The 20,822-nt window shown below is 71.0% G+C and carries 18 protein-coding genes; 3 read left to right on the forward strand and 15 right to left on the reverse strand.

The window, feature by feature from the left end:
• Positions 1-127: 127 nt before the first annotated feature.
• Both GWI24_RS05730 and GWI24_RS05735 read right to left on the reverse strand, forming a co-directional pair.
• Complete coding sequence (locus GWI24_RS05730; protein ID WP_210944811.1) at positions 128-730, reverse strand: hypothetical protein; 603 nt, start codon at positions 728-730, stop codon at positions 128-130.
• Positions 699-1,532, reverse strand: coding sequence for a zinc-binding dehydrogenase (locus GWI24_RS05735; RefSeq protein WP_210944812.1), 834 nt, complete (start codon positions 1,530-1,532; stop codon positions 699-701). The genes GWI24_RS05730 and GWI24_RS05735 overlap by 32 nt, the downstream gene beginning before the upstream one ends.
• 372 nt (positions 1,533-1,904) lie before the next feature.
• Here GWI24_RS05735 and GWI24_RS05740 point away from each other — a divergent pair, with 372 nt between their 5' ends.
• A complete protein-coding gene (locus GWI24_RS05740; protein ID WP_210944813.1) occupies positions 1,905-2,879 on the forward strand; it encodes a glycoside hydrolase family 16 protein in 975 nt (324 codons plus the stop codon).
• Between the two features lie 155 nt (positions 2,880-3,034).
• Here the strand turns inward: GWI24_RS05740 and GWI24_RS05745 are convergent, their stop codons facing one another.
• Positions 3,035-4,405, reverse strand: coding sequence for a PHB depolymerase family esterase (locus GWI24_RS05745; RefSeq protein WP_247615936.1), 1,371 nt, complete (start codon positions 4,403-4,405; stop codon positions 3,035-3,037).
• A 441-nt stretch (positions 4,406-4,846) separates the two neighbouring features.
• Between GWI24_RS05745 and GWI24_RS05750 the strand changes: the two genes are divergently transcribed.
• Complete coding sequence (locus GWI24_RS05750) at positions 4,847-5,632, forward strand: IclR family transcriptional regulator (RefSeq protein ID WP_210944815.1); 786 nt, start codon at positions 4,847-4,849, stop codon at positions 5,630-5,632.
• A gap of 110 nt (positions 5,633-5,742) precedes the next feature.
• Here the strand turns inward: GWI24_RS05750 and GWI24_RS05755 are convergent, their stop codons facing one another.
• On the reverse strand, positions 5,743-6,666 hold the full coding sequence (locus GWI24_RS05755; RefSeq protein WP_308343509.1) for a triacylglycerol lipase: 924 nt from the start codon (positions 6,664-6,666) through the stop codon (positions 5,743-5,745).
• Positions 6,667-7,071: 405 nt separating this feature from the next.
• On the opposite strand from GWI24_RS05755, the gene GWI24_RS05760 reads away from it, so the two are divergent.
• On the forward strand, positions 7,072-7,689 hold the full coding sequence (locus GWI24_RS05760) for a trans-aconitate 2-methyltransferase (protein ID WP_210944855.1): 618 nt from the start codon (positions 7,072-7,074) through the stop codon (positions 7,687-7,689).
• A 239-nt stretch (positions 7,690-7,928) separates the two neighbouring features.
• Here the strand turns inward: GWI24_RS05760 and GWI24_RS05765 are convergent, their stop codons facing one another.
• The 11 genes from GWI24_RS05765 to GWI24_RS05815 form a co-directional block, all read right to left on the reverse strand.
• Positions 7,929-8,441, reverse strand: coding sequence for a copper chaperone PCu(A)C (locus GWI24_RS05765; RefSeq protein WP_210944817.1), 513 nt, complete (start codon positions 8,439-8,441; stop codon positions 7,929-7,931).
• 82 nt (positions 8,442-8,523) lie between these two features.
• Positions 8,524-10,803, reverse strand: a complete 2,280-nt coding sequence (locus GWI24_RS05770) for a cation-translocating P-type ATPase (protein WP_210944818.1) — start codon at positions 10,801-10,803, stop codon at positions 8,524-8,526.
• A complete protein-coding gene (locus tag GWI24_RS05775) occupies positions 10,803-11,060 on the reverse strand; it encodes a hypothetical protein (protein ID WP_210944819.1) in 258 nt (85 codons plus the stop codon). Before GWI24_RS05775 ends, GWI24_RS05770 begins: the two co-directional genes overlap by 1 nt.
• 178 nt (positions 11,061-11,238) lie before the next feature.
• On the reverse strand, positions 11,239-12,171 hold the full coding sequence (locus tag GWI24_RS05780) for an L-tyrosine/L-tryptophan isonitrile synthase family protein (protein ID WP_210944820.1): 933 nt from the start codon (positions 12,169-12,171) through the stop codon (positions 11,239-11,241).
• A 143-nt stretch (positions 12,172-12,314) separates the two neighbouring features.
• Positions 12,315-13,589, reverse strand: coding sequence for a cytochrome P450 (locus GWI24_RS05785; RefSeq protein ID WP_210944821.1), 1,275 nt, complete (start codon positions 13,587-13,589; stop codon positions 12,315-12,317).
• 12 nt (positions 13,590-13,601) lie between these two features.
• A complete protein-coding gene (gene asnB, locus GWI24_RS05790; protein WP_210944822.1) occupies positions 13,602-15,428 on the reverse strand; it encodes an asparagine synthase (glutamine-hydrolyzing) in 1,827 nt (608 codons plus the stop codon).
• A 36-nt stretch (positions 15,429-15,464) separates the two neighbouring features.
• Positions 15,465-16,874, reverse strand: a complete 1,410-nt coding sequence (locus GWI24_RS05795; protein ID WP_210944823.1) for an MFS transporter — start codon at positions 16,872-16,874, stop codon at positions 15,465-15,467.
• Between the two features lie 44 nt (positions 16,875-16,918).
• Positions 16,919-17,743, reverse strand: a complete 825-nt coding sequence (locus GWI24_RS05800; RefSeq protein WP_210944824.1) for an ABC transporter ATP-binding protein — start codon at positions 17,741-17,743, stop codon at positions 16,919-16,921.
• 74 nt (positions 17,744-17,817) lie between these two features.
• Positions 17,818-18,897 carry an iron ABC transporter permease gene (locus tag GWI24_RS05805; protein ID WP_308343511.1) on the reverse strand — a complete coding sequence of 360 codons (1,080 nt, stop codon included), beginning with the start codon at positions 18,895-18,897 and terminating at the stop codon, positions 17,818-17,820.
• Positions 18,898-18,899: 2 nt separating this feature from the next.
• Positions 18,900-19,976: an ABC transporter substrate-binding protein gene (locus GWI24_RS05810; RefSeq protein ID WP_210944825.1), complete on the reverse strand. Its 1,077-nt coding sequence runs from the start codon at positions 19,974-19,976 to the stop codon at positions 18,900-18,902.
• Positions 19,977-20,270: 294 nt separating this feature from the next.
• Complete coding sequence (locus tag GWI24_RS05815) at positions 20,271-20,738, reverse strand: MarR family winged helix-turn-helix transcriptional regulator (protein WP_210944826.1); 468 nt, start codon at positions 20,736-20,738, stop codon at positions 20,271-20,273.
• Positions 20,739-20,822 lie beyond the last annotated feature (84 nt).

Below are 20,822 nucleotides of genomic sequence, written 5' to 3' on the forward strand. Positions count from 1 at the left end.
GAGTCGTAGCCACGGTCACCTAGCACCGCATCCGGGCGGTGTCGGGGGCGGCCGCGCTTGCCGCGCACGGGCGGCACGGCTTGGAGGAGTGGGAGAAGATCATTTCGTCGGCAGTTCCATGAGCACGTCACGCGTCATCCTCGACCCCCTCCAGGGCATCGCGGATGTCGTCCGCCTGGGGGGTGTTGGGGGGCCAGGTGGCCACCAGGCGTTCGAGGAGGGGGCGGTGCGTGTCGAGGTGGGCGGTGAGGACAAGGGCGCCGGCCAGTTGGAGCTCGAGTTCCGGGAGGCCGGTCAGCCGTACCGCGACTTCGGCGGCCTGGTCAGACTCCGCCGAGGCCAGCGCCCTTGCGCACGCCACCCGGACTCGCATCGGGCGGTCCTCGTTCAGAGCCATCGCGCCGAGCTGAGCGACAAGTTCTCGGTCCTCAGGGACATCGCAGGCGTAGAGGCATTGCCCGGCGGCGGACACGGCGCCATCGTCGACGACATCGCCGTCCACGACGCGCAGCGCGGCGGTGATCAGTGGAGCGTCCGCAGCCTCGGCGTGGTTCTGGATCGCCCACAGCGCGCTGGCCCGGTCCTGCCCTCCCGTCTCAGGCAACGTCGTCCCGCGCAGCACCCACCGGGCTCGGTCCAGCACCTCCACGGCGTACTCGTCCAGTGGGTTGCCGAAGCCCCACCGGGCTTGCCGGTCCTTATAGTGGAAGTACTCCAGCGCCGTGCACACTGCCTCCCGCCGCCCGGACCGTAACAGGTTGAGGAAGGCGGCGCACGGGTCCGGGTTCTGGTCCGCCGACTTGAGCAGTTCGTCCCGGTCGGCCGCCACAGCCGGGTCGTTGAAGCGGTGCCGTTCCCAGTACCCGATCGTCATGTCGGGAGCCTACTAATAGCGCTCGCAGCAGAGCATCACGGTCCCCCGACCGTCGCGGAGGCGACAGGGGGACCGCTTCCGGCACCAGACGCGACACGACCACGGTCCGGTCGCCCGACCTCAGCTCGAACATCACCAGCGGCATGCTGACGTCCCGTCGAGAACGGTCCTGGAGGTAGACCTCTTCGGCGGGGACGCCGCGGAGCTCGCCGAGCTTCACGGCGTCGATGACCCGCTTCGTCGTCGCCGTCCGCGAACTGACGATCCGGTCCCGGACGTCGATCGCGGCGACCCTGTCGAATGCGGCATCGATCTCGTCGGCCGTGATGACCTCGACCTCCGCCGTGATCCCGTTCCGGGCGCAGAAGTCGAGCATCTCTTGCGTCTCATCGATGCTGCCCACCAAAGTGCCCGCGAGCGAACGCCGGTTGTGCAGCAGCGAGAACACGTCGAGCGAGAGGGGTTTCTTGGGAACGCCGAGGTTCACGAACGTCCCGTCGAGTGCGAGCAACCCCAGGAAGGCGTCGTAGTCGAGGTCCGCGGGCACCGTGGAGAGGACGAGGTCGAACGCGCCGGCGAAGTCCGTGAAGATCGCCGGATCCGTTGACAGCCGGTAGTCGTCGGCACCGCGACGGCAGGCGCGTCCGGAGCGAGGCATGACGCCGTGATGGCCGGTGCGGTGATCGCCCCTGAGGGCGGCGTGGCGCGCCGTCAAGAGTTGGCGAGCGCGAGTGCCGGCACCCCGGACATGCCTCCAACTCTGAAGTGGGGCGATGGATACTTTCGCGGCTGCGCGGTCAAGCCAGGGGCTTTCGTTTAACTAGTGAATCCAGCACGGCCCTTGACCGGCAAGGGCAGGGTCCAAGACAGTCGTTCCGTGTGAGCGCTCTCTCGGCCCCATCGGCGCTCGCTCTGCCCACTGTGCCCGAGTTCCCGTAGCCCGATCTCCCATCACCCCACGCCAGGAGCGGGCTACGGGGGCTCGCACATCCCGTCACCGCTATTCCTTCGAACGAAAGCAGCCCCCCACATGTTCAGGATCACTTCCTCAGGTACGACGGCGGACGCCAAACCCCGCCGCCGACGACGCGTTCTGGCCTTCGTGGCCGCCCTGTCGCTTCCGGTGACCGGACTGCTGGCTCTCACGGTATCCTCCAACACCGCCGCCGCGGGCGAGCCCGCGGCCAAGGCCGAGTGGACCACCGTCTTCCAGGACGACTTCGACGGCGCGGCGGGCACCGGCCTGAACAAGAACGACTGGCTGTACGACATCGGCACCGGCTACCCGGGCGGCGCCGCGAACTGGGGCACCGGCGAGATCGAGTCGGTCACGGACTCCACCGACAACGTCTACCACGACGGTGATGGTCACATGGTGATCAAGCCGATCCGTGACGGTTCCGGGAAGTGGACCTCCGGCCGGGTGGAGACCCAGCGCACCGACTTCGAGGCGCCCGCCGGTGGGCAGTTGGAGATCAGCGCTTCCCTCAAGCAGCCCAACCCGGAGAAGGGCCTCGGGATTTGGCCCGCCTTCTGGGCCATGGGCGCCGACGCCCGCCCGGTCGGGGCCACCAACTGGCCGAGCATCGGCGAGCTGGACATCATGGAGGACGTCAACGGGCTGAGCAAGCACTCGAACACCTTCCACTGCGGTGAGTGGGCCGGCGAGTGCCACGACCCGGACGGGATCAGCAGCGATCTGCTGCCGTGCGACGGCTGTCAGACCGACTACCACACGTACTCCGTGATCGTGGATCGCACCGACACCTCCGCCGAACAGCTGCGCTTCTACCGCGACGGCAAGGAAACCTTCACGGTGAAGCAGAACCAGGTGTCCGCCGAGACCTGGAAGAAGGCGGTGGACCATGGGTTCTTCGCCATCTTCAACGTCGCGGTCGGCGGCTCTTACCCGAACAAGGTCTGCGGTTGCACCTCACCGGCGGCGGACACCACCTCCGGTGCGGGGATGAGCGTGGACTGGTTCTCCGTCAAGGTGAGCCAGTAGCGCCGCGCACATTCATCCAGGTAGCGGTGCGCCCGGTCCCACCAGCGCGGCGGGACCGGGCGCATCCGGGTGAGCGTTCAGGGCTGGAGCGCTTCCAGGACACCCACACCCGCGCATCCGGGCTCAAGCACGCCGGCAAGACGCGGCCAGTACGCCTAACGGGACTGATCGAAGAGCCAGTCGATGACGACGTCGTTCTCGTATGTCTGGGCCCATGCGAAGTGCGGGCTCACCGGCGTCGTTCCGGGCGTGTAGCTGGTGAACAGCACATGGCTGCCGGCCCGGCGGGCCCGGTTCAGCAGGGCCCTGGAGCGGGCTTCGTACTCCGCTTTCGGCAGGTCGTTGGCCCACTCCCCGCGGGTGACCTGTGCACCGGCGCTCTCCAGCGCGTTCATCAGCGTCCAGGTGCCGGGCTTTCCGAACCGCCCCTCGCGGTAGGGGACCACCGGGTCGTCAATGGAGTGGTCGGCCCAGATCGGGATGTGCGTGATCCTGTCCATGGTGGACGGGTCGCCCCAGCCGGCGGTGGCCAGGGCCGCGGCAAAGGTATGGGGACGCCTCGGGAGCAGGTTGAAGATGCCTCGCGCACCCGATGACAGGCCGACGAGATACAGCCGATCCGCGTCGACGGGGCGCTGCGGTGTGAAGGCGTCGATGAGTTCGACCAGCGCCGCGCGGACCTTGGGGTCGGTCCAGTCCGTACCGTCGGGTCCGTCCATGGGGCGGGGCAGTGGGATCTGGGGGGCGAGCACGAACGCCGGGTGGCGACGCTGGCGTTCCGGCTTGGCGAAGGTGACGGCGATGCGATTGGCGGTGAGCTGGGTCATGTTGTTGTCGGCGACCTCGCCACCGCCGTGCAGGGTGACGACGAGCGGATACCGCGTGGCCGCCCCCGGACTCCGCACGAACCCTTCCGGCTGGTACAGCCGGAAGGCCAGCTCGAATCCCGTGGAGTCGGTGAACGATCCCGCTGTGAAGTCGTCGACCACCGGGGTGATGACGTCGTCGTTCCGGATCGCCAACGGACCGGCCGCGAGCACCAGGTCACCACCGGGGGTCCGCACATCGGCCACCTGCCTGACGGTGTAGGCGCGATGGAGCGGCAGAGGGTCGGTGCCGGCGGCCCGCGCGTTGGCGTCGTCCGGGTCGAGCTCGATGACGAGGTATCTGCCCGGCCGTCCCGCGTTGGGGAGGTCGTCCGTCCTGGCCACGGTGCTCGGGTAGACCCGGGTGACCGTTCGGGCCGCGCTCTGCCCATCGAGGTCGGCGGTGACCTGGAACGCGGAGGGTGGGATGACGCCGCCCCGTATGTCGATGGGGTCCGCGTAGCGGATGGCGACGGCGGTCACCCGCCAGTTGTTCCTGGGTGTCACCTGTGTGATGAGGGCGGTCCGCAGAACGGGATTGGCTCCGGACGCCACCGGCCGTCCCGGCGCCGGGGCTTCGGCCGACGCCGTGGCCGTGTTGATCACCAACGAGCCGGTGACGGTACCCGCCGCCATGGCGAACGCCGTACGTCTGGTCATCTTTCTCATAGGTCCTCCGTAAGGTGTCGGGCGGCCCGAGCGGGCCGGACGTGGAGCCGGTCGCCTGGTGCGGGGAACCGAGAATGAGCGGTACGGCGGGGTGAGCGCCGACGCGTGGCCGGGCTGCGTCGTTCAGTGGGCGAGGCAGGTGGCGGGCGTCGCCGTATCACCCGTGAGTCTCCAAGCTGTGTTCGGACGGTGTCCAGCATCGAAACCGGGATCTGTCGATGCGTCATCCGCATCAATCCGGCCGCGTGCTCGTGCGCCCCACTCCCGGAGGCTCCAAGGCGTGAACAACGGTCTTATGCGCAAACGGCAGCTTCATATCCAAGGGCGAGGGGTGGCCCTGCCTCCACGCGCATCCGAAGCTTTGTTGCAAGCATGTCAACGCATGGCCCCCTTTGTGCGGCACACGGCCCTATCCGCCGAAAGGATCCCCAGATGCGTTCAGCGCCGCCTCCACCTCCGCCCAGCGGCGCGCCCGCCGAGAAGGAACCGGCCCCACGCTCGGTGACCGGCCGGGTTCTCAGCGTGCTGGACGCGTTCGCGGGAGAACGCCGTCGGCTGAGTCTCTCCGACATCAGCCGGCGAACCGGGATGCCGCTGGCCACTACGCACCGGCTTGTCGGCGAGCTGCTGTCCTGGGGTGCACTCGAACGGAACCGGAACGGCCGCTACGAGATCGGCCTGCACTTGTGGGCGGTCGCGGCCATGGCCCCACGTTGGCTGGAGCTGAGAGACGTGGCGATGCCCTTCCTCCTGGGCCTGTACCGGAAGACCGGGCGGCAGCAGGTTCGGCTGGCGGTGCTGGACGGCATGGAGACGGTGCTCGTCGAGCGGATCGGCGCCCCGGACACCGGCAGGGCAGGCGAACCGGTCGGCGGTCGGCGCCCGGCGCACGCCACCGGTGACGGCCTGGTGCTCCTCGCGTACGCGGGGGCCACTGTCCAAGAACGCTATCTGGTCCACCACGCCCCGGCGATCGGCCTGCGTCGCGTGCTCGCCGAGGTGGAGGGGACAGGCTTCGCGGTGAACGGCCGGTGGCCCGGCCCCGGGGGCACGGTGTCGGCCGCGGCCCCGGTGCGGGACGCGACGGGCGAGGTCGTCGCCGCCGTGTCCGTCGTCCCGGGGACCTCCGATGGCGGACCGAGCGCGCTCGCGCCCGTGGTCATGGCCACCGGCCGGACCATCTCCCGGGCGTTGTTCCGTCGGCAGAACGGCGCGTGAGCCGACGCCTCCAGAGGGCGCTGCGCGCGGAGTGGGCAAGAGCGGGCTCGCGGTTAGGGCTCCTGCGGCGGACCGCGGGAGCCCTGCGCGGGAGCCCTACGAAGATCCGCTCAGAACGGACAGGTGTCCTGCCAGCGCGTGACCAGGGAGGGGTTGTTCTTGTCCGCTTCCCGCGCGGCACCGCACAGGAACGGGCTGAAGCGGGTGTCGCCGTACAACCAGCGGCTGAAGAACGCCACGATCCACTTGCCCTGCTTGGCCTTGTCGCCGTAGCCCGTCATCGGGCAGAGATGGTCGCCGGGAACCTCGACGAAGAGCTTCTCGGCCTGGGACATGGAGTTGTACCAGGGCAGAGCGTAGGTGTTGCCGTGGGCGACGGGGTCGCTCTGACAGGTCATGAAGAAGGTGGGGTCGGTGACTCCGGAGAAGTTCTGGTTGGGGTTGTACGGGGCCAGGGGCACGCCCGCCTTGAAGCGGGAGTCGTCCCGGAGAGCCACCATCACACCGCCGCCGCCCATCGAGTGACCGGCCGCACCGAGCGTGCCGTTCACCTTCCCGTAGATCGGGTTGCCGGCGGTGGAGCTGAACGAGAGCAGTTGGGTGCCGGCGGCGCTGATCTGGCGACCGCGCGACGCGGGATCGTCGCCCAGCGCACGGGTGCCGACGTTGATGACGACGAAGCCCCAGGAAGCGAGGCGGGGCGCGAGCCACTGCAGGTTCTGCTGGGTGCCTTGATAGCCCGGCATCAGCACGACGCCCGGGTACGAGCCGCCGGCCGTCGGGTAGGTGATCGTGCCGGAACCGTACCCGTTCGGATTGGGAACGGTGTAAGTGGCGATGGCCAGCGGCCCGTTCGTGGCCTCGAGTGAAGCGGTCGTCGGATTCGGGATCGCCGCGCGGACGGAAGCGTTCTCGGTGGGCGGGCCGGCCGCGGGCCTGCTCCGGGACTGCCGCTCGGCGGCCGCGGTCGGTGTGACCGAGACGGTCAACAGCGCCGAGGCGAGGGTGGTCGCCAGCACGATCAGCACGGCCACGACGCGGGACCGGGACCGTAACGGGGAAGTCACTCTGGACGGACGACGGGTTGGACGCATCGATGTACCTCCAGGACGCGGCGCGGGTGCGCGCTGCGGAAGCGCAGCGCGACCGCACCGTAAATTGCGCCGGAGAAACCCGGAAGTCGGCTTTCTGCCCAGCGGAAGGGAAAACGGCATGCGGGGTTCTTCGACGGCCCTTGTGTGATCAGGGCGTGGCCCTGGCCCGTAGGAATCGGGCGTGGCCCTTTGAGTCTTGACCTTGCCCTGAGGTCAAGCTCCATGGTGCGTGTGGGCGACCGAGCCGGCGAGCTGAGGGTGCCTGGCTCTGCCCGAACCCGGACGAGGGGAACCTGCGGATGAGAGGGACCTGCAGTGGATGACGACGCTCTTCTGATGGAGCAGATGGCGTACTACAGGGCGGGTGCGGCTGAGTACGACCGGCCTTATGCGGAGCGCGAAGACCTCCAGGAGTTGCTTGCCGCCATCGATGGCCTCCCGATCTCCGGGGACGTTCTGGAGTTGGCGTGCGGGACAGGCCAGTGGACCTCGCTGCTCGCCGCGCGTGCCCATTCGGTGACGGCTGTCGACGCGGTGGCTGAAGTGCTGGACTTCGCTCGGGCGCGTACCGGGCTCTCCACCGTGCGGTTCCTCGAGGCCGACCTGTTCACGTGGCAGCCGCCGCGCCGTTACGACACGGTGTTCTTCGCCTTCTGGCTCTCCCATGTACCGCCGACGCGATTGCCCGGCTTCTGGAACAGCGTCGCCTCCGCCCTCGCGCCTGGGGGCAAAGCGATCTTCATAGACGACGGTCCCGCCGCGGCCGCCGAGGAGGAAGTCCTCGTCAACCAGCCGATCCCCGTGGCCCTGCGCCGACTCGACGACGAGAGCGAGTACCGCATCGTGAAGGTATTCCACGATCCCCGGACACTCACGGACGACCTCACAGCGCTGGGCTGGTCGGCCCGTATCCGGCTCATGGCCGGGCAATTCATCGGCATCGCGGAACCACCACCCACCTGAGGGGGTCAGGATCCCAGCGTGCATCCGGAACTGCGGCAGCGTCAGGGACTCCTCCACCGCGGCCGGCGGCCGGGCTGAGACGGCGACCAGCAGACGGGACGCGGTCAGCAAGGCGGAGACCACCGCCCCGGCATCGGACTCGGAGGCTGGAGAACGGCGCGGCATACACCCCTTCCACCGTCTCGACCCGCCGTACGGGGCACCGGCCGCTTCCCCTGCCCGCGCTCGAACGGGCTCACTCAGCCCTCGCCGGGCCGCACGACGACGGCGTTGGCCTCGACACGTCCGCTGTGTTCGAAACGGAGGGTGAAGGGCACCAGGTCTCCGGCCCGCCAGCGGGCCGTGGCCGGGACGGTCACATCACTGGTGAACGGTGACATGCCGAGCGTGCCGCCCGCCGGAACCGGCAGGGTCTCCGCGGCCTGAGGGTAGGCCGATCCCCGCCCGGTCATCCGGTGACGGCTGAGCGAGATCCCCCCGGTGACCGCGGAGGACGTCACCTCGACCAACCGGTCCCGCACACCGCCGGTGTTGGTGATCCGGAAGAACGCGGCGGTCCGGGGCGCTCCCGGGGCGGGCAGGAAGAGCCGTGCGTCGGTGACGTCGATACGCGGGGGCCGGCCCGCGTTGCCCGAGGCGGTCCACACGGCGAGACCACCCAGCGCCAGGACACAGGCGCAGACCGGAGCGACCGCGGCCCGCAGGGAGTCCATGAGGCGACGGTGGCTGGGCGTCCAGGAGGGGTTCGTCATCGGGCGGGTCTCCGTCTCGGTGTCGGGCCGCGGTCGCGGTCGCGGTCGCGGGCAGGCAGTCCACAAGCGGCGCACAGGAGCATCACAGTGGCGTCCGGGCGGCGGGCCGGGAGCGGCGTCTGCCGGTCGGTGACGGCTGCCAGACCCGCAGTCGCAGGCTGTTGCCGACCACGAGCAGCGAGCTGACCGACATCGCGGCCGCGGCCGGCATGGGATTGAGCAGGCCGACCATGGCCAGCGGCACCGTCACGACGTTGTAGCCGAACGCCCAGAGCAGGTTGGCCCGGATCGTGCCCAGCGCGCTGCGGGCAAGGCTGACCGCGTCCGCCAGGGTCTCGATGTCACCGCGTACCAGGGTCACATCGGCCGCCCCGATCGCCACGTCCGTGCCCGTGCCCATGGCGATGCCGAGGTCGGCGCCGGCCAGGGCGGCCGCGTCGTTGACACCGTCGCCGACGACGGCGACCCGGTTGCCCTGCTCCCGCAGCTCGCGGACGAGGGCGGCCTTGTCCTCCGGGGTACAACGGGCGTGCACCTCCTCGATGTGGAGGTCGGCGGCGACGGCGCGGGTGGCCGCCTCCCGGTCGCCGGTGGCGAGCACCGGTCGTACCCCCAGGCGGCGGAGCCGGTCCACGGCCCGGTAACTTCCCGGCCGCAGGACGTCCCCGATCTCGATCAGTGCCTCGGTCTCGCCGTCGACGCGGACCACGACCGGTGTGCGGGCGGCGGTCTCGCCGGCCGGAAGCGCCCGGGCCAGGGTGGGAGGCAACGCGTCGTCCGGGGCCAGGACCTCGATCAGCCGGCCCTCCACCCGCCCGCGGACGCCCCTCCCCGGCAGTGCGAGGAAGTCGGCCACGTCCGGAAGCGGCTCCCCGGCATTGGTTCGCCGGGCATGGGCGGTGATGGCACGCCCCAGCGGATGTTCCGATCCCTGTTCGACCGCGCCCGCCAGCCGGACCACTCGCTCCTCGCCGAGTCCGCCCGGCACGGCCGTGACCCGGGCGACGCTCATGTGCCCGGAGGTGAGTGTGCCGGTCTTGTCGAGCACCACGGCATCGAGGTGCCGCAGTCCCTCCAGCGCCCGCGCCCCGCTGACCAGGACACCGAGTTGGGCGCCCCGGCCGGTCGCCGCCATCAGCGCGGTGGGGGTCGCCAGGCCCAGCGCACAGGGGCACGCCACGACCAGGACGGCCACGCACGCGGTGATCGCCGCCTGCGGCTCGGCGCCGGCCCCGAGCCAGAATCCGAGCACCGTGACGGCCAGGGCGAGCACGACGGGGACGAAGACCCCCGCGACCTTGTCGGCGAGCCGCTGCGCCCGTGCCTTGCCCGCCTGGGCCTCGGTCACCAGCCGGGTGATACGGGACAGTTGCGTGTCGGCACCCACCGCGGTGGCCCGTACGAGAATCAGCCCTCCGGCGTTGACGGCGCCGCCGGTCACCGGCGCGCCGGGGCCGACCTCCACCGGCTCGCTCTCCCCGGTCACCAGGGAGAGATCGACGGCCGAGCCGCCGTCCACGACCGTGCCGTCGGTGGCCAGGCGCTCCCCGGGCCGGACGACGAAGACCTGACCGACCCGCAGTTGTCCGATCGGGATCAGGCGCTCGCCGTCGCCGTCGCGTACCGAGACCTCCTTGGCGGCCAGCCGGGCCAGTGAGCGCAGTGCCGCGCCGGTTCCCCGCCGGGCCCGTGCTTCCAGGTAGCGGCCCGCCAGGACGAACAGCGGTACGCCGACGGCGGCCTCCAGATAGATGTGGGCGACGCCGTCCGAGGCGGTGGGCACCAGGCTGAACGGCATCCGCATGCCGGGATCGCCGGCACCGCCGAAGAACAGCGCGTAGGAGGACCAGGCGAAGGAAGCCGCGACTCCCAGCGACACCAGGGTGTCCATGGTCGCCGCCGAGTGTCGCAGTCCGCGCGCCGCCCGCAGGTGGAAGGGCCAGGCTCCCCGGACGACGACGGGCGCGGCGAGCACGAAGCACAACCACTGCCAGTTGCGGAACTGCAGACCGGGAACCATCGACAGGACCAGCACCGGCACCGCGAGCAGGGCCGTGGTCACCAGCCGGTCGCGCTCCTGCCGGGCGTCCTCCGCTTCGTCCCCGTCCTCGCGCCGTCGCTCCCTGGGGGGCTCGGGGAGCGCGGCGGAATAGCCGGCCTGCTCGACGGCCGCGATCAGCTGGTCCGGGCCGACCCCGGGCGGATGGTTCACCCGGGCCCGGCCGGTGGCGAGGTTCACATTCGCCGTGACCCCGTCCAGCCTGGCCAGTTTCTTCTCGACGCGCCGCACACAGGCCGCACAGGTCATTCCGCCGACGGAGAGGTCGGTCACGACCGTCACGGAAGTCGATCCGGCGGCCATCAGCGCCCGCTTCCGTGGTCCGGGCCCATGCCGTCCATGTCCATGCCGCCACCGTCGTGGCCGCCGTCTGAGCCGTCCTGTGTCGTGCCGGTGCCGTGCATGCCGGGGGCGACGGGCCCGACGCTCGTGCCGACGGCGCAGGAAGCGGCGAACACCACCACGAGCAGCAGGAGGAAGCCGCACAGCGCCGGCGGGGGCAATGCTCCGGACAGCGACGCGGCCGCCCGGCGGCGGGCGGGTGGGTGGTTCTGCTCCATGTGACGAAACTCCGATCGCTTCGTACGGCTCAGCCAATCCAGCCGTACCGGTAGAGGAGTCGGAACGACCGGCACCCGAGTTCCGATGCCTCGCGGTGACGCGTGCCACAACAGGGGCACGGGCCATCGCCTGGCCCCGGCCGGCGTGTTCGGCCTGTCCGGCGAGCGCGTGACGGGCTCAGCCCTGTTCGTAATGGCTCGGTCTGCCGTGACGGTGGACGAGGCGGCCGAGCTGTTCCGCGCGGGTGCGGGGCATCAGGGTCCAGGTGCCGTCGGCGCGGTGCAGGGCGGCGGAGTGCCAGGGGGTGGCCCAGACGTCGGGGGCGTCGAGGAGGCGGATGCCGAACTTCGGGGCGCCGATGGGCTGGGGGTGAATGGACAACCGGACGGCGCGAGGGTGGTGCTCGGCGATCAGGTCGCCCCAGGCGCGACTGCGCTGAATGACGCCGTACGCGCGTTTGCGGCACTCGCGCTGGAGGGCGGAGCGGGTGCCGGTGAAGTCCGCGGTGTCCTCGACGAGGAATCGGGTGATGCCCCGGTACAGGGCCAGGGTGTGGTCCTCGGAGCGGACCTCCGCCCGCAGCGCCTCCAGGGTGGGGGCGTACCGCTGGTGCACCCGGGCGCGCTTGGTGCCGTGGGGCAGGTCGCCCAGCACATCGCGCAGGTCGAAGACGGAGAGGCGGTGCAGGTCCGCCTCCCGTATGAGGTGTCCGAGTGCGTCCGTGTAGGCGTCTATGTGGTCGTCCGGGACTCGGATCAGATCACCGAAGACATGGCCGTCGGAACAGATGATCACGCGGGCGCCCGGCGCGTGGATCCGCTCGATCTCCCCGCACAGGGTGTCCAGGAAGCCGAGGGAGAGGCGTTCGCCCTGGTCGGGGAGGTGGCCGAGGACCTTGGTGGGGTTGGGGGACTTGCAGGGGAAGCCGGGCAGGGTGAAGACCACGGGTTCTCCGGCGCGTACGAAGTCGGCGATCTGGCGCAGTTGGTGCGGGAATGCCACCACTCCCCCGGACGAGTCGGCCGTGCGGTGGTGCGGCAGGAGCAGGCTGAGGATGGCGGCGCTGATGCCGCTCGTGGAGCGGGTGCGCGGTGTGGTCGTCAGCGGCATGGGGGGCCTCCATGAAGGCGTGTGCGCTGCGGGCATGCGGGCATGGCCGTATGGCGCCGCGGCGTGGTGCGCCGGGCGCCTACGGGTGGGAACGGGGGATCAGCCGGGCCGGTCAGGGGAAGCCGGTGGTCACCGGCGCTGGGTCATACGCGCCGGTCGTAGCCGACGGGCAGGTGGTTGGTGCCCCGTCCGAGGACCGCCGGGATCCACTCGATGTCCTCGTCGTCGATGGCCAGGCGCAGTCCGGGGAGGCGGGCCAGGAGGGTGCCCAGGGCGATCTGGAGCTCGGCGCGGGCGAGGGCGGCTCCGGGACAGAAGTGGATGCCGTGGCCGAAGGCCAGGTGGGGGTTGGGCGAGCGGTCGAGGTCGAGTGCGTCGGGGTCGGGGAAGCGGCGCGGGTCGCGGTTGGCGGCGCACAGCGAGATGATCACCGAGTCACCGGCCGGGATCTTCGTACCGTGCAGAGCGCCGTCCTGGTCGAGGAAGCGCCATGTGGTCAGCTCGAAGGCGCTGTCGTGGCGGAGGAGTTCGTCGACCGCGCGGGGCGTCAGGTCCGGGTTGCCGCGCAGCCGGGCGAACTCGGCGGGGTGGCGGAAGAGGGCGATCAGGGAGGTGGTGATCTGGTTGGTGACCGGCTCCTGGCCGGCCACCAGGAGCTGGAAGATCATCGAGTCCAGCTCCTGCTGCGACAGCTCCCGGCGGTCGCGGGCCACGACGAGGCGGCTGAGCAGGTCGTCCTCCCGGTGTTCGCGCTTGTGGGCGACGACGTCGGCGATGTAGCTCTGCAGTCCGTGCAGGCGGGCCTCGTACAGCGGGCGTCCGGGGTCGGTGGGGCCCACCGGCTGGACGACCTTGCCCCAGTCGCGGTCGAAGCGGGCGGCCAACTCGGCCGGCAGGCCGATCACTTCGGCGAGGACCCGGAAAGGAAAGTGGGCGGCGAGGCCGGTGACGAGGTCCGTGGGACCGGTTCCCGGGAGGGCGTCGACGAGGGCGTCGGCCAGTTCCTGGAAACGGGGCCTCAGCCGCTCGATACGGCGCGGGGTGAAGGCGTCGGTGACGAAGCGCCGCATGCGGGTGTGCTGGGGCGGGTCCTGGTGCAGCAGGTGGACCTGGAGCTGGGAGTGTTGTGGCTCCGGCATGATCGAGGCACGGGCGCGCCAGTGGTCGTTGCCGCGGTCGTGGTTCTTGCCCAGGCGGTCGTCGTTCAGCGCGGCGTGGGCGGCCTCGTAACCGGTGACGAGCCAGGCGTGCACCCCGCTGGGGAACAGGACGCGATGGACCGGGCCGCTCTCACGCATCCGCTCGTACAGCGGATAGGGGTTGGCCTTGTACGGGCAGCCCATGAGCGGGACCGGGTCGGGCAGGGGTTCGCGTGGGCTGTCGGCGTCCATGGCGGGCAGAGGCTCCTGGAGGGTCATGCGGGGCGCTCCTCAGAGGGCGAGGTCGGGCTGGTAGTGGTCGAGCCAGAGGGCGAGGTCGACGACGCGTTCGAGGCGGAGCCGGTGGCCCCACCGGAGTTGATCGGGCGCGGTGTCGAGGCAGGGCTTGATACGGGTCTCGTCGGCGAGGGAGCGGACCCGGTCGTCGGCGAGTACGTCGCGGGCCATGTCCCGCAGGCCGCGGTTGTAGTCGGGGTGGTGGGTGGCCGGGTAGTGGTTCTTGGGCCGGTGCAGCACCGACTCGGGCGCCAGCCCCGTGCCCGCCGCGCGCAGCAGGCTCTTCTCCCGGCCGTCGAAGCTCTTCAGCGCCCAGGGGGAGGTGAAGGCGTACTCGACGAGCCGGTGGTCGCAGTAGGGGACACGCACTTCCAGGCCCTGTGCCATGCTCAGCCGGTCCTTGCGGTGCAGGAGCTGGCGCAGCCAACGGGTGAGCGACAGGTGCTGCATCTCGCGTTGCCGGTGTTCGGTCTCCGACTCGCCTTCGATGTGCGGTACGGCGGCCAGAGCGCCGCGGTACGTGTCATCGCGGAACTCGCCGATGCACAGGTCGAGTTCGGGGTTGAGCGGCATGGCGGCCTCGTCGCCGGTCACCAGCAGCCAGGGGAAGGTGGGCGCGGCGAGCGCGTTGAGGTCGTGGAACCAGGGGTAGCCGCCGAAGACCTCGTCGGCGGCCTCACCGGACACGGCGACGGTGGAGTGTTTCCGGATCTCCCCGAGGAGGAGGTAGAGGGAGGTGTCCATGTCGCCGACACCGATCGGCGAGTCGCGGGCCACGACCACGGCCTTGCGGCGCTCGGGGTCCAGCAGGGCCCGCGGGTCCAGCACGACCGTGCTGTGATCGGTGCCGATGAACGCGCCCGCTTCCGTGGCGTACGGGGTGTCGTGGCCGGTGCGCAGGACGTCGCCGGTGAAGCTCTCGGCCTGGTCGCTGTAGTCGACGGCGTAGGAGCGGATGCGGGCGTCCGGGCCCTCGCGCAGGCGCAGTTCGTCGGCGAGCAGGGCGGTCAGGACGGTGGAGTCGATGCCGCCGGACATCAGGGAGCACAGGGGGACGTCGGCCTCCAGCTGGGTGCGGGCGGCGGTGCTCACCAGGTCGTGCACGCGGGCGACGGTCGCGTCCCGGTCGTCCGGGTGGGCGCCGACCTCCAGCTGCCAGTAGCGGCGTTCGCGGATGCCGTGCCGGTCCAGGAGGAGCAGGCCGCCGGGCTCGACCTCCCGCACGCCCGACCACACCGTCGGACCGGTGTTGAACAGCAGGCTGTACGCCTCGCGCAGCCCGTCCGCGTCCACCCGCGGCCGTATCTCCGGGTGGGCGAAGAGTGCCTTGGGTTCGGAAGCGAAAGCCAGACCGCCGTCGACGGCCGCCCAGAACAGGGGCTTGACACCCAGCCGGTCGCGGACCAGGAGCAGCCGCCGCTTCCGCTCGTCCCACACCGCGAACGCGAACATGCCGTCCAGGTGGTCGGCCACCGCCTCGCCCCACTCCGCGTAGGCGCGCAATACCACCTCGGTGTCACTGCGGGTCCGGAACTCGTGGCCCAGGTTCCTCAGTTGGGCGCGGAGCTCATGGTGGTCGTAGATCTCACCGCTGTAGGTGAGGACGCTCGCCGGGACATCCGGCCGGTCGGTCATCGGCTGTACGCCGCCTTCGATGTCGATGACGGCCAGGCGGCGGTGGCCGATCGCGGCGTGCTCGCCGAGCCAGACTCCGCCCGCGTCGGGCCCGCGCGGGGTGAGCGTGGCGGTCATGGCCTCGATGACCGGGGCCTGGGTGCGGGCGTCCTGGTGGAAGGACACCCAGCCGGTGATTCCGCACATGGGTACGACTCCTCGGTGAGGGCTGGGCTCGATGGCTCAGCGGGGTGCGGCGGGTGCCGCGTCGGTGGCGTTCTCGGGGCGGTTCGCCGGACCTCGGGCGGGCAGGGCGAGCAGTGGCACGGCGAGGCAGGCGGCGGTGGCGGCCAGCGCCAGGCCCGTCCGTGCGCCGCCGTCCGGGCCCGTCAGCCTCCAGGCCGCCGTGGCGAGAGCCGGGCCGAGCGTGAAGCCGAGGCTGCGGGCGAGCTGAACCGTGGAGCCGACCGTGGCGGCGCGGCCCGGCGGAGCGGCGCCCATGACCAGGGCCTGGGTGGGTCCGCCGGTCAGCCCCATGCCGAGTCCGGCCAGGACCAGCCGCCAGGCCACCTCGGGCGGGGACCAGCCGTCGCCCGGCAGGACGAGCAGCAGCAGCCCGGTGGCGGTGAGGGCGGCACCGGTGACCGCGACGGGCCTGGCACCGTAGCGGTCGGCGAGCCGTCCGCCGAGGGGGCCCGCCAGCCCCACGCCGAGAGGGAAGGCGAGCACGGTCAGGCCCGTGGTGGTCGCGCTGGCGTCCTCGTCGTGCTGGAGGCGCAGGGCGACCACGTAGTGCATGGCGGCGAAGCCCACCGCCAGGGCCAGCACCGCGCCGTGCACCCGCAGCAGCCCCGCGGCCCGCAGCACAACGGTCACCGGACGGCCGCCCGGGCCCCGCAGCCACCACCACAGCGGCGGTACGGCGACGAGGGCGAGAGTGAGCCAGGCGGGCGTGTCGGAGACCAGGGTCAGGGACAACAGCAGGATCGTTACTCCTGTAGCCACCAGGGCCGTATCGGCAAGGGAGCGCCGGTCCGGGCAGCGCGGGCGCCCGCCCCGGGGCATCGCCCGCCACACCACTGCCAGCGCCACCAGGCAGAGCGGGATCTTGACCAGGAAGATCCAGCGCCAGCTCAGATGGTCCAGGACCAGCCCTCCGACCGCCGGTCCGATGACGGCGCCCAGGGGGCCGAGGGTCGCCGGCACGCTCATCGCGCGCCCGCGCAGTTCCGGCCGCACGGAGCGGATCGCCAGCACCGGCATCAGCACGAACAGCACGGCGCCGCACGCGCCCTGTCCGATCCGGGCGGCGATCAGCCAGAACGCCCAGGGGGACGCGGCGGCAAGCGCGCTGCACAACCCGAAGCCGGCGGTCGCGGCCAGCAGCGCGGGGCGGACGCCCATGTCGTCGAGCCAGTGACCGACGGGCAACATAAGGGCGACGACCGGGAGTTGATAGCCCAGGATCACCCACTGCGCCACTGCGGCCGGCACCCTCAGGCCCTCGGAGATGTCCGCGAGCGCCACGTTCACGATGTTCATGTCGAGCATCGCCACGAACGACAGCACCCCTGACACGGAGACCAGGAGCCAGCGGTCGCGGACTTCGGGTACGTCCCCGCGCCGCTCCGTACCGGAAGCGTCGTCCGTCATGCGCCCTCCCTCTGGCGAATGGGCTGCCGAACGACAGCCTCGTCCTAGAAGTCGGGCGAGCCGGAGGGTGAGTTCCCTGACTTACCCGGAAATACCATCGCGTTTTCCCGATGATCGAGGGCGATCAGCGGGTCCCCGGTCAACGGGTGCTCGATCACGGCCGCGCGCACGCCGAACACCTCGGCCAGCAGGGCCGGTCGCAGCACGTCGCGGGGTGCGCCGGAGGCGACCACGCGGCCCTCGTGCAGGACGTGGAGCCGGTCGCACACGGAAGCGGCGGCATTGAGGTCATGCAGCGAGACCAGGGTCGTACGACGGCGGCCGCGCAGCAGGGCGAGCAGTTCGACCTGGTGGCGGATGTCGAGGTGGTTCGTCGGCTCGTCCAGGACCAGGACGTCCGTCGCTTGGGCGAACGCGCGCGCCAGCAGCACGCGTTGCCGTTCGCCACCGGACAGCTCGGTGAAGCGCCGGGCGGAGTGGTCCGCCATGCCGACATCGGCGAGGGCACGGGCGACCATGTCCCGGTCGGCGGCGTCCTCCCCGGCGAACGCTCGCTTGTAGGGGGTGCGCCCCATGGCGACGACCTCACGCACGGTCAGCTCGAAGTCCTCGCCGCGCTCCTGCGGAAGGGCGGCGATGTGCCGGGCCGACCGGGCGGGGCTCAGCTCGCGGATGTCGGTGCCCTGGAGCAGAACGCGCCCGGCGGCGGGCTTCAGGTGCCGGTACACGGTCCGCAGGAGCGTGGACTTGCCGCTGCCGTTGGGCCCGACCAGGCCGGTGATCTCGCCCGCGGCCGCGATGAGGTGAGCGCCGGCCACCACCGTGCGTCCGGCATACGCGACATGCAGGTCCTCGATGTCGATCCCCAACCGACGCTCCCCCGGTCCGTCCTCGGCTCCCACTTCCTCGGGCAGTACCGCGTCTCCTGCCCTCCGTCCGGCCCTCAACTCCCGCTCCCCAACCGCCGGTCCAGCAGATACAGCAGCGCCGGAGCGCCGATCAGCGAGGTGACGACCCCGACCGGCAGTTCCTGCGTGTCCATGGCCGTGCGGCACACGAGGTCGACCACCACCAGCAGCAGCGCGCCGAAGAGCGCCGACACGGGCAGCAGGCGACGGTGGTCACCGCCGACGACCAGGCGGCAGACGTGGGGGACCATGAGCGCGACGAAGGCGATGGCCCCGGAGACCGCGACGAGGACACCGGTGAGCAGGCTGGTGACCGCGAACAGCTTACGGCGCAGCCGTACGACGTCGATGCCGAGCCCGGCGGCCGTCTCATCACCCATCAGCAGCGCGTTGAGCCCTCGGGCCCGGGCCTGGAGCAGCAGCAGGACCGCCGGAACCGCCACCGCCGGGGCGGCCAGCAGGGGCCAGCTCGCGCCGCTCAGGCTGCCCATGAGCCAGAACAGCACACTGTGCGTCTGCTGCTCGTCCCCGGCCTGGAGGACGAGGTAGCTGGTGAAGCCGGACAGGAACTGCCCGATGGCCACCCCGGCGAGCACCAGTCTGAGCGGCGCGAATCCCCCGCCGCGCCGGGCCACCGCCCAGACGAGAGCGAAGGTGGCCAGGGCTCCCGCGAATGCGGCGCCGGACAGGCCGAGACCCAGGGCGCCCCCGGTGCCGAGGCCGAGGACGATGGCGGCGACGGCACCGAGGGAGGCGCCATTGGAGACGCCCAGGAAGTACGGGTCGGCCAGCGGGTTGCGGACGAGGGCCTGCATCGCCGTACCGACCAGACCGAGCCCGGCACCGACCAGCGCGGCCAACAGGGCGCGAGGAAGGCGCAGTTGCCAGACGATCAGATCGTTCGTGCCGGGCCTGGGAGCGTGGCCGGTCAGTCTGCGCCAGACCACGCTCCACACCTCACCCGGCGGGATCGACGTGGAGCCCCAGGCGACCGCCGCTGTGAGGGCCGCGAGCAGCGCGACCGCGAGGAGCAGCGCCAGCGGCCCGGTGGGCACGGAACGCCGCGTACGCGCGGGGGCGTCGGTGCCCTTCCCTCTCACCGTGACATCGAGCACGGTCAGCCGACCTTGCCCGGGTAGAGGGTCTTGGCGATCTTCTGGACGGTGTCGGCGTTCTCGACGCCGGCGATGGTGGTCTGCTCGGAGCCGATGCGCAGGAAGTGGCCTTCCTTGACGGCCTTCAGGCCCTTGGTGGCGGAGTTCGACTCAAGCCACTTCCGCGCCTCGTCGAACGCCTTCTTGTTCGCCGCCTCGCTGCCCCGGTTACGGACGCCCAGCTGGATCCAGTCCGGGTTCCTGGCAATGACATCCTCCCAGCCGACCTGCTTGTAGTCGCCGTCGCAGTCGGCGAAGACATTGCGGGCACCGGCCAGAGTGATCACCGCGTTGGCGACCTGCCTCTTGCAGACGGCGGTGGGCTGCTTGGTACCGGCGTCGTAGTCGAAGAAGAAGTACGTCGGCCGCTCAGCCTCCGCCGTCGTGCCGACCGCTTTCTGGACAGCGCCCACCTTCTCCTTCATGCCGTCGACGAGTTCCTTCGCCTTCGCGCTCGTGCCGGTGACCGCGCCGAGGGAGGTGATGTCGGCCTCCACCGCGGACAACTCGGTCAGCGCGCGCTTGTTCCGCGCCGCACAGGCGGTGGACTTGAGGTAGATGTGCTTGATCCCGGCCGCCTTGTACTCCTCCTCCGTCGGAGCGTCGCCCATGCCGCCGCCCATGTTCATCGAGGCGAAGGTGTCGATGTACACATCCGCACCGGAGCCGAGGAGCTTCTCCTTCGGGATCACGGATTGGGCGAGCACCTTCACCTTCCGTGCCCGCGTGTCGAGTTCACCGGGCAGCCTGCCCTTGCCGGGCGGGAAGCCGGTGCCGAGCACCTTGTCACCGGCGCCCAGGCGGAGCAGCAGCTCCAGGCTGGAGGCGTTACTGGTGACGATCTTCTCCGGGGCCTTCGAGAACGTGGTCTCGGCGCCCGTGCAGTCGGTGACGGTGACCGGGTAGTCGCCGGTGGCGGGCTTCTCGGCGCCGGCGCTCGCCTTGCCGCCGTCCCCGCTGCCGCCTCCGTCGCCGCAGCCCGCCACGAGGAGGCCGCCCAGCACCACAGCCGTCGTACCCCACCACACACGAGAACGCATCGAAACTCTCCTGGATCCACTTGCCACACGGGGAGGGAACGTCGCCCCGGTCCAGTAGTCGTGGCGCACAGGGCATCGGTTCCCGCCCATTGGGAGGCATGCGAATGCCTCCCCGCGGCGGCGTCGCGCGTTCTCGCTCCTGGACTGACCGGCGAGGATGGCGCGCGATCCGAGGGCGTCCCAGTCGAGGGTGACCGAAGGCCACGAGGGTGACCGACGGCTACGAGGGTGACCGACGGCTCGCCGACGAGGGCGGGCCGCCGCCGGGTCCCGCCGCGGCGCGGATCGCCGTGGTCAGGAGGGGTCCTCGTCCAGCTTCTCCACCACACGTTCGGAGACCTGCGCCAGCGTCCGCAGCTCCGCCGGTGTGATGTGGTCCAGGAACAGATCGCGGACCGCTTCCACGTGGCGGGGGGCAGCGGCCTCGATCATCGCGCGCCCGGCGTCCGTGATCACCACAAACGCACCACGGCCGTCCTCGGCGCACTCGTCCCGGACCACCAGTCCCCGCTTCACCATGCGGGCGATGTGATGGGACATCCGGCTCTTTTCCCATTCCAGCGCCCGGGCGAGATCCAGAATCCTGCGTCGCCCGTCCGGGGCGTCCGTCAGCTCGACCAGCACGCCGAAGTCCGCGGCCGACACATTCGACTCCGTCTGCAACAAGCGCGACAACCGGCCCCGGAGCCTGTCGTGCAAGCGGAGGAAGCTCCGCCAGGCCTGCTGCTCCTCCGGCGTCAGCCATCGCACCTTCTCTTCCATGGGAGAAAGTCTAGACGTAGTTGATAGTTCACCGAACGCTCGCCCCGGCCCCGGTGGGCCCGACCTCGCACCCGGCCACCCACT

It is taken from the genome of Streptomyces sp. MK37H (genome assembly GCF_018035285.1).
In the GTDB taxonomy this organism is placed as follows: Bacteria; Actinomycetota; Actinomycetes; order Streptomycetales; family Streptomycetaceae; genus Streptomyces; species Streptomyces endocoffeicus.

Coding starts and splice junctions, on each gene's coding strand:
- GWI24_RS05735 (WP_210944812.1), bottom strand. CDS start 1,532: ATGCCTCGCTCCGGACGCGCCTGCCGTCGCGGTGCCGACGACTACCGG.
- GWI24_RS05740 (WP_210944813.1), top strand. CDS start 1,905: ATGTTCAGGATCACTTCCTCAGGTACGACGGCGGACGCCAAACCCCGC.
- GWI24_RS05745 (WP_247615936.1), bottom strand. CDS start 4,405: ATGACCAGACGTACGGCGTTCGCCATGGCGGCGGGTACCGTCACCGGC.
- GWI24_RS05750 (WP_210944815.1), top strand. CDS start 4,847: ATGCGTTCAGCGCCGCCTCCACCTCCGCCCAGCGGCGCGCCCGCCGAG.
- GWI24_RS05760 (WP_210944855.1), top strand. CDS start 7,072: ATGGCGTACTACAGGGCGGGTGCGGCTGAGTACGACCGGCCTTATGCG.
- GWI24_RS05765 (WP_210944817.1), bottom strand. CDS start 8,441: ATGACGAACCCCTCCTGGACGCCCAGCCACCGTCGCCTCATGGACTCC.
- GWI24_RS05770 (WP_210944818.1), bottom strand. CDS start 10,803: ATGGCCGCCGGATCGACTTCCGTGACGGTCGTGACCGACCTCTCCGTC.
- GWI24_RS05775 (WP_210944819.1), bottom strand. CDS start 11,060: ATGGAGCAGAACCACCCACCCGCCCGCCGCCGGGCGGCCGCGTCGCTG.
- GWI24_RS05780 (WP_210944820.1), bottom strand. CDS start 12,171: ATGCCGCTGACGACCACACCGCGCACCCGCTCCACGAGCGGCATCAGC.
- GWI24_RS05785 (WP_210944821.1), bottom strand. CDS start 13,589: ATGACCCTCCAGGAGCCTCTGCCCGCCATGGACGCCGACAGCCCACGC.
- asnB (WP_210944822.1), bottom strand. CDS start 15,428: ATGTGCGGAATCACCGGCTGGGTGTCCTTCCACCAGGACGCCCGCACC.
- GWI24_RS05795 (WP_210944823.1), bottom strand. CDS start 16,874: ATGACGGACGACGCTTCCGGTACGGAGCGGCGCGGGGACGTACCCGAA.
- GWI24_RS05810 (WP_210944825.1), bottom strand. CDS start 19,976: ATGCGTTCTCGTGTGTGGTGGGGTACGACGGCTGTGGTGCTGGGCGGC.
- GWI24_RS05815 (WP_210944826.1), bottom strand. CDS start 20,738: ATGGAAGAGAAGGTGCGATGGCTGACGCCGGAGGAGCAGCAGGCCTGG.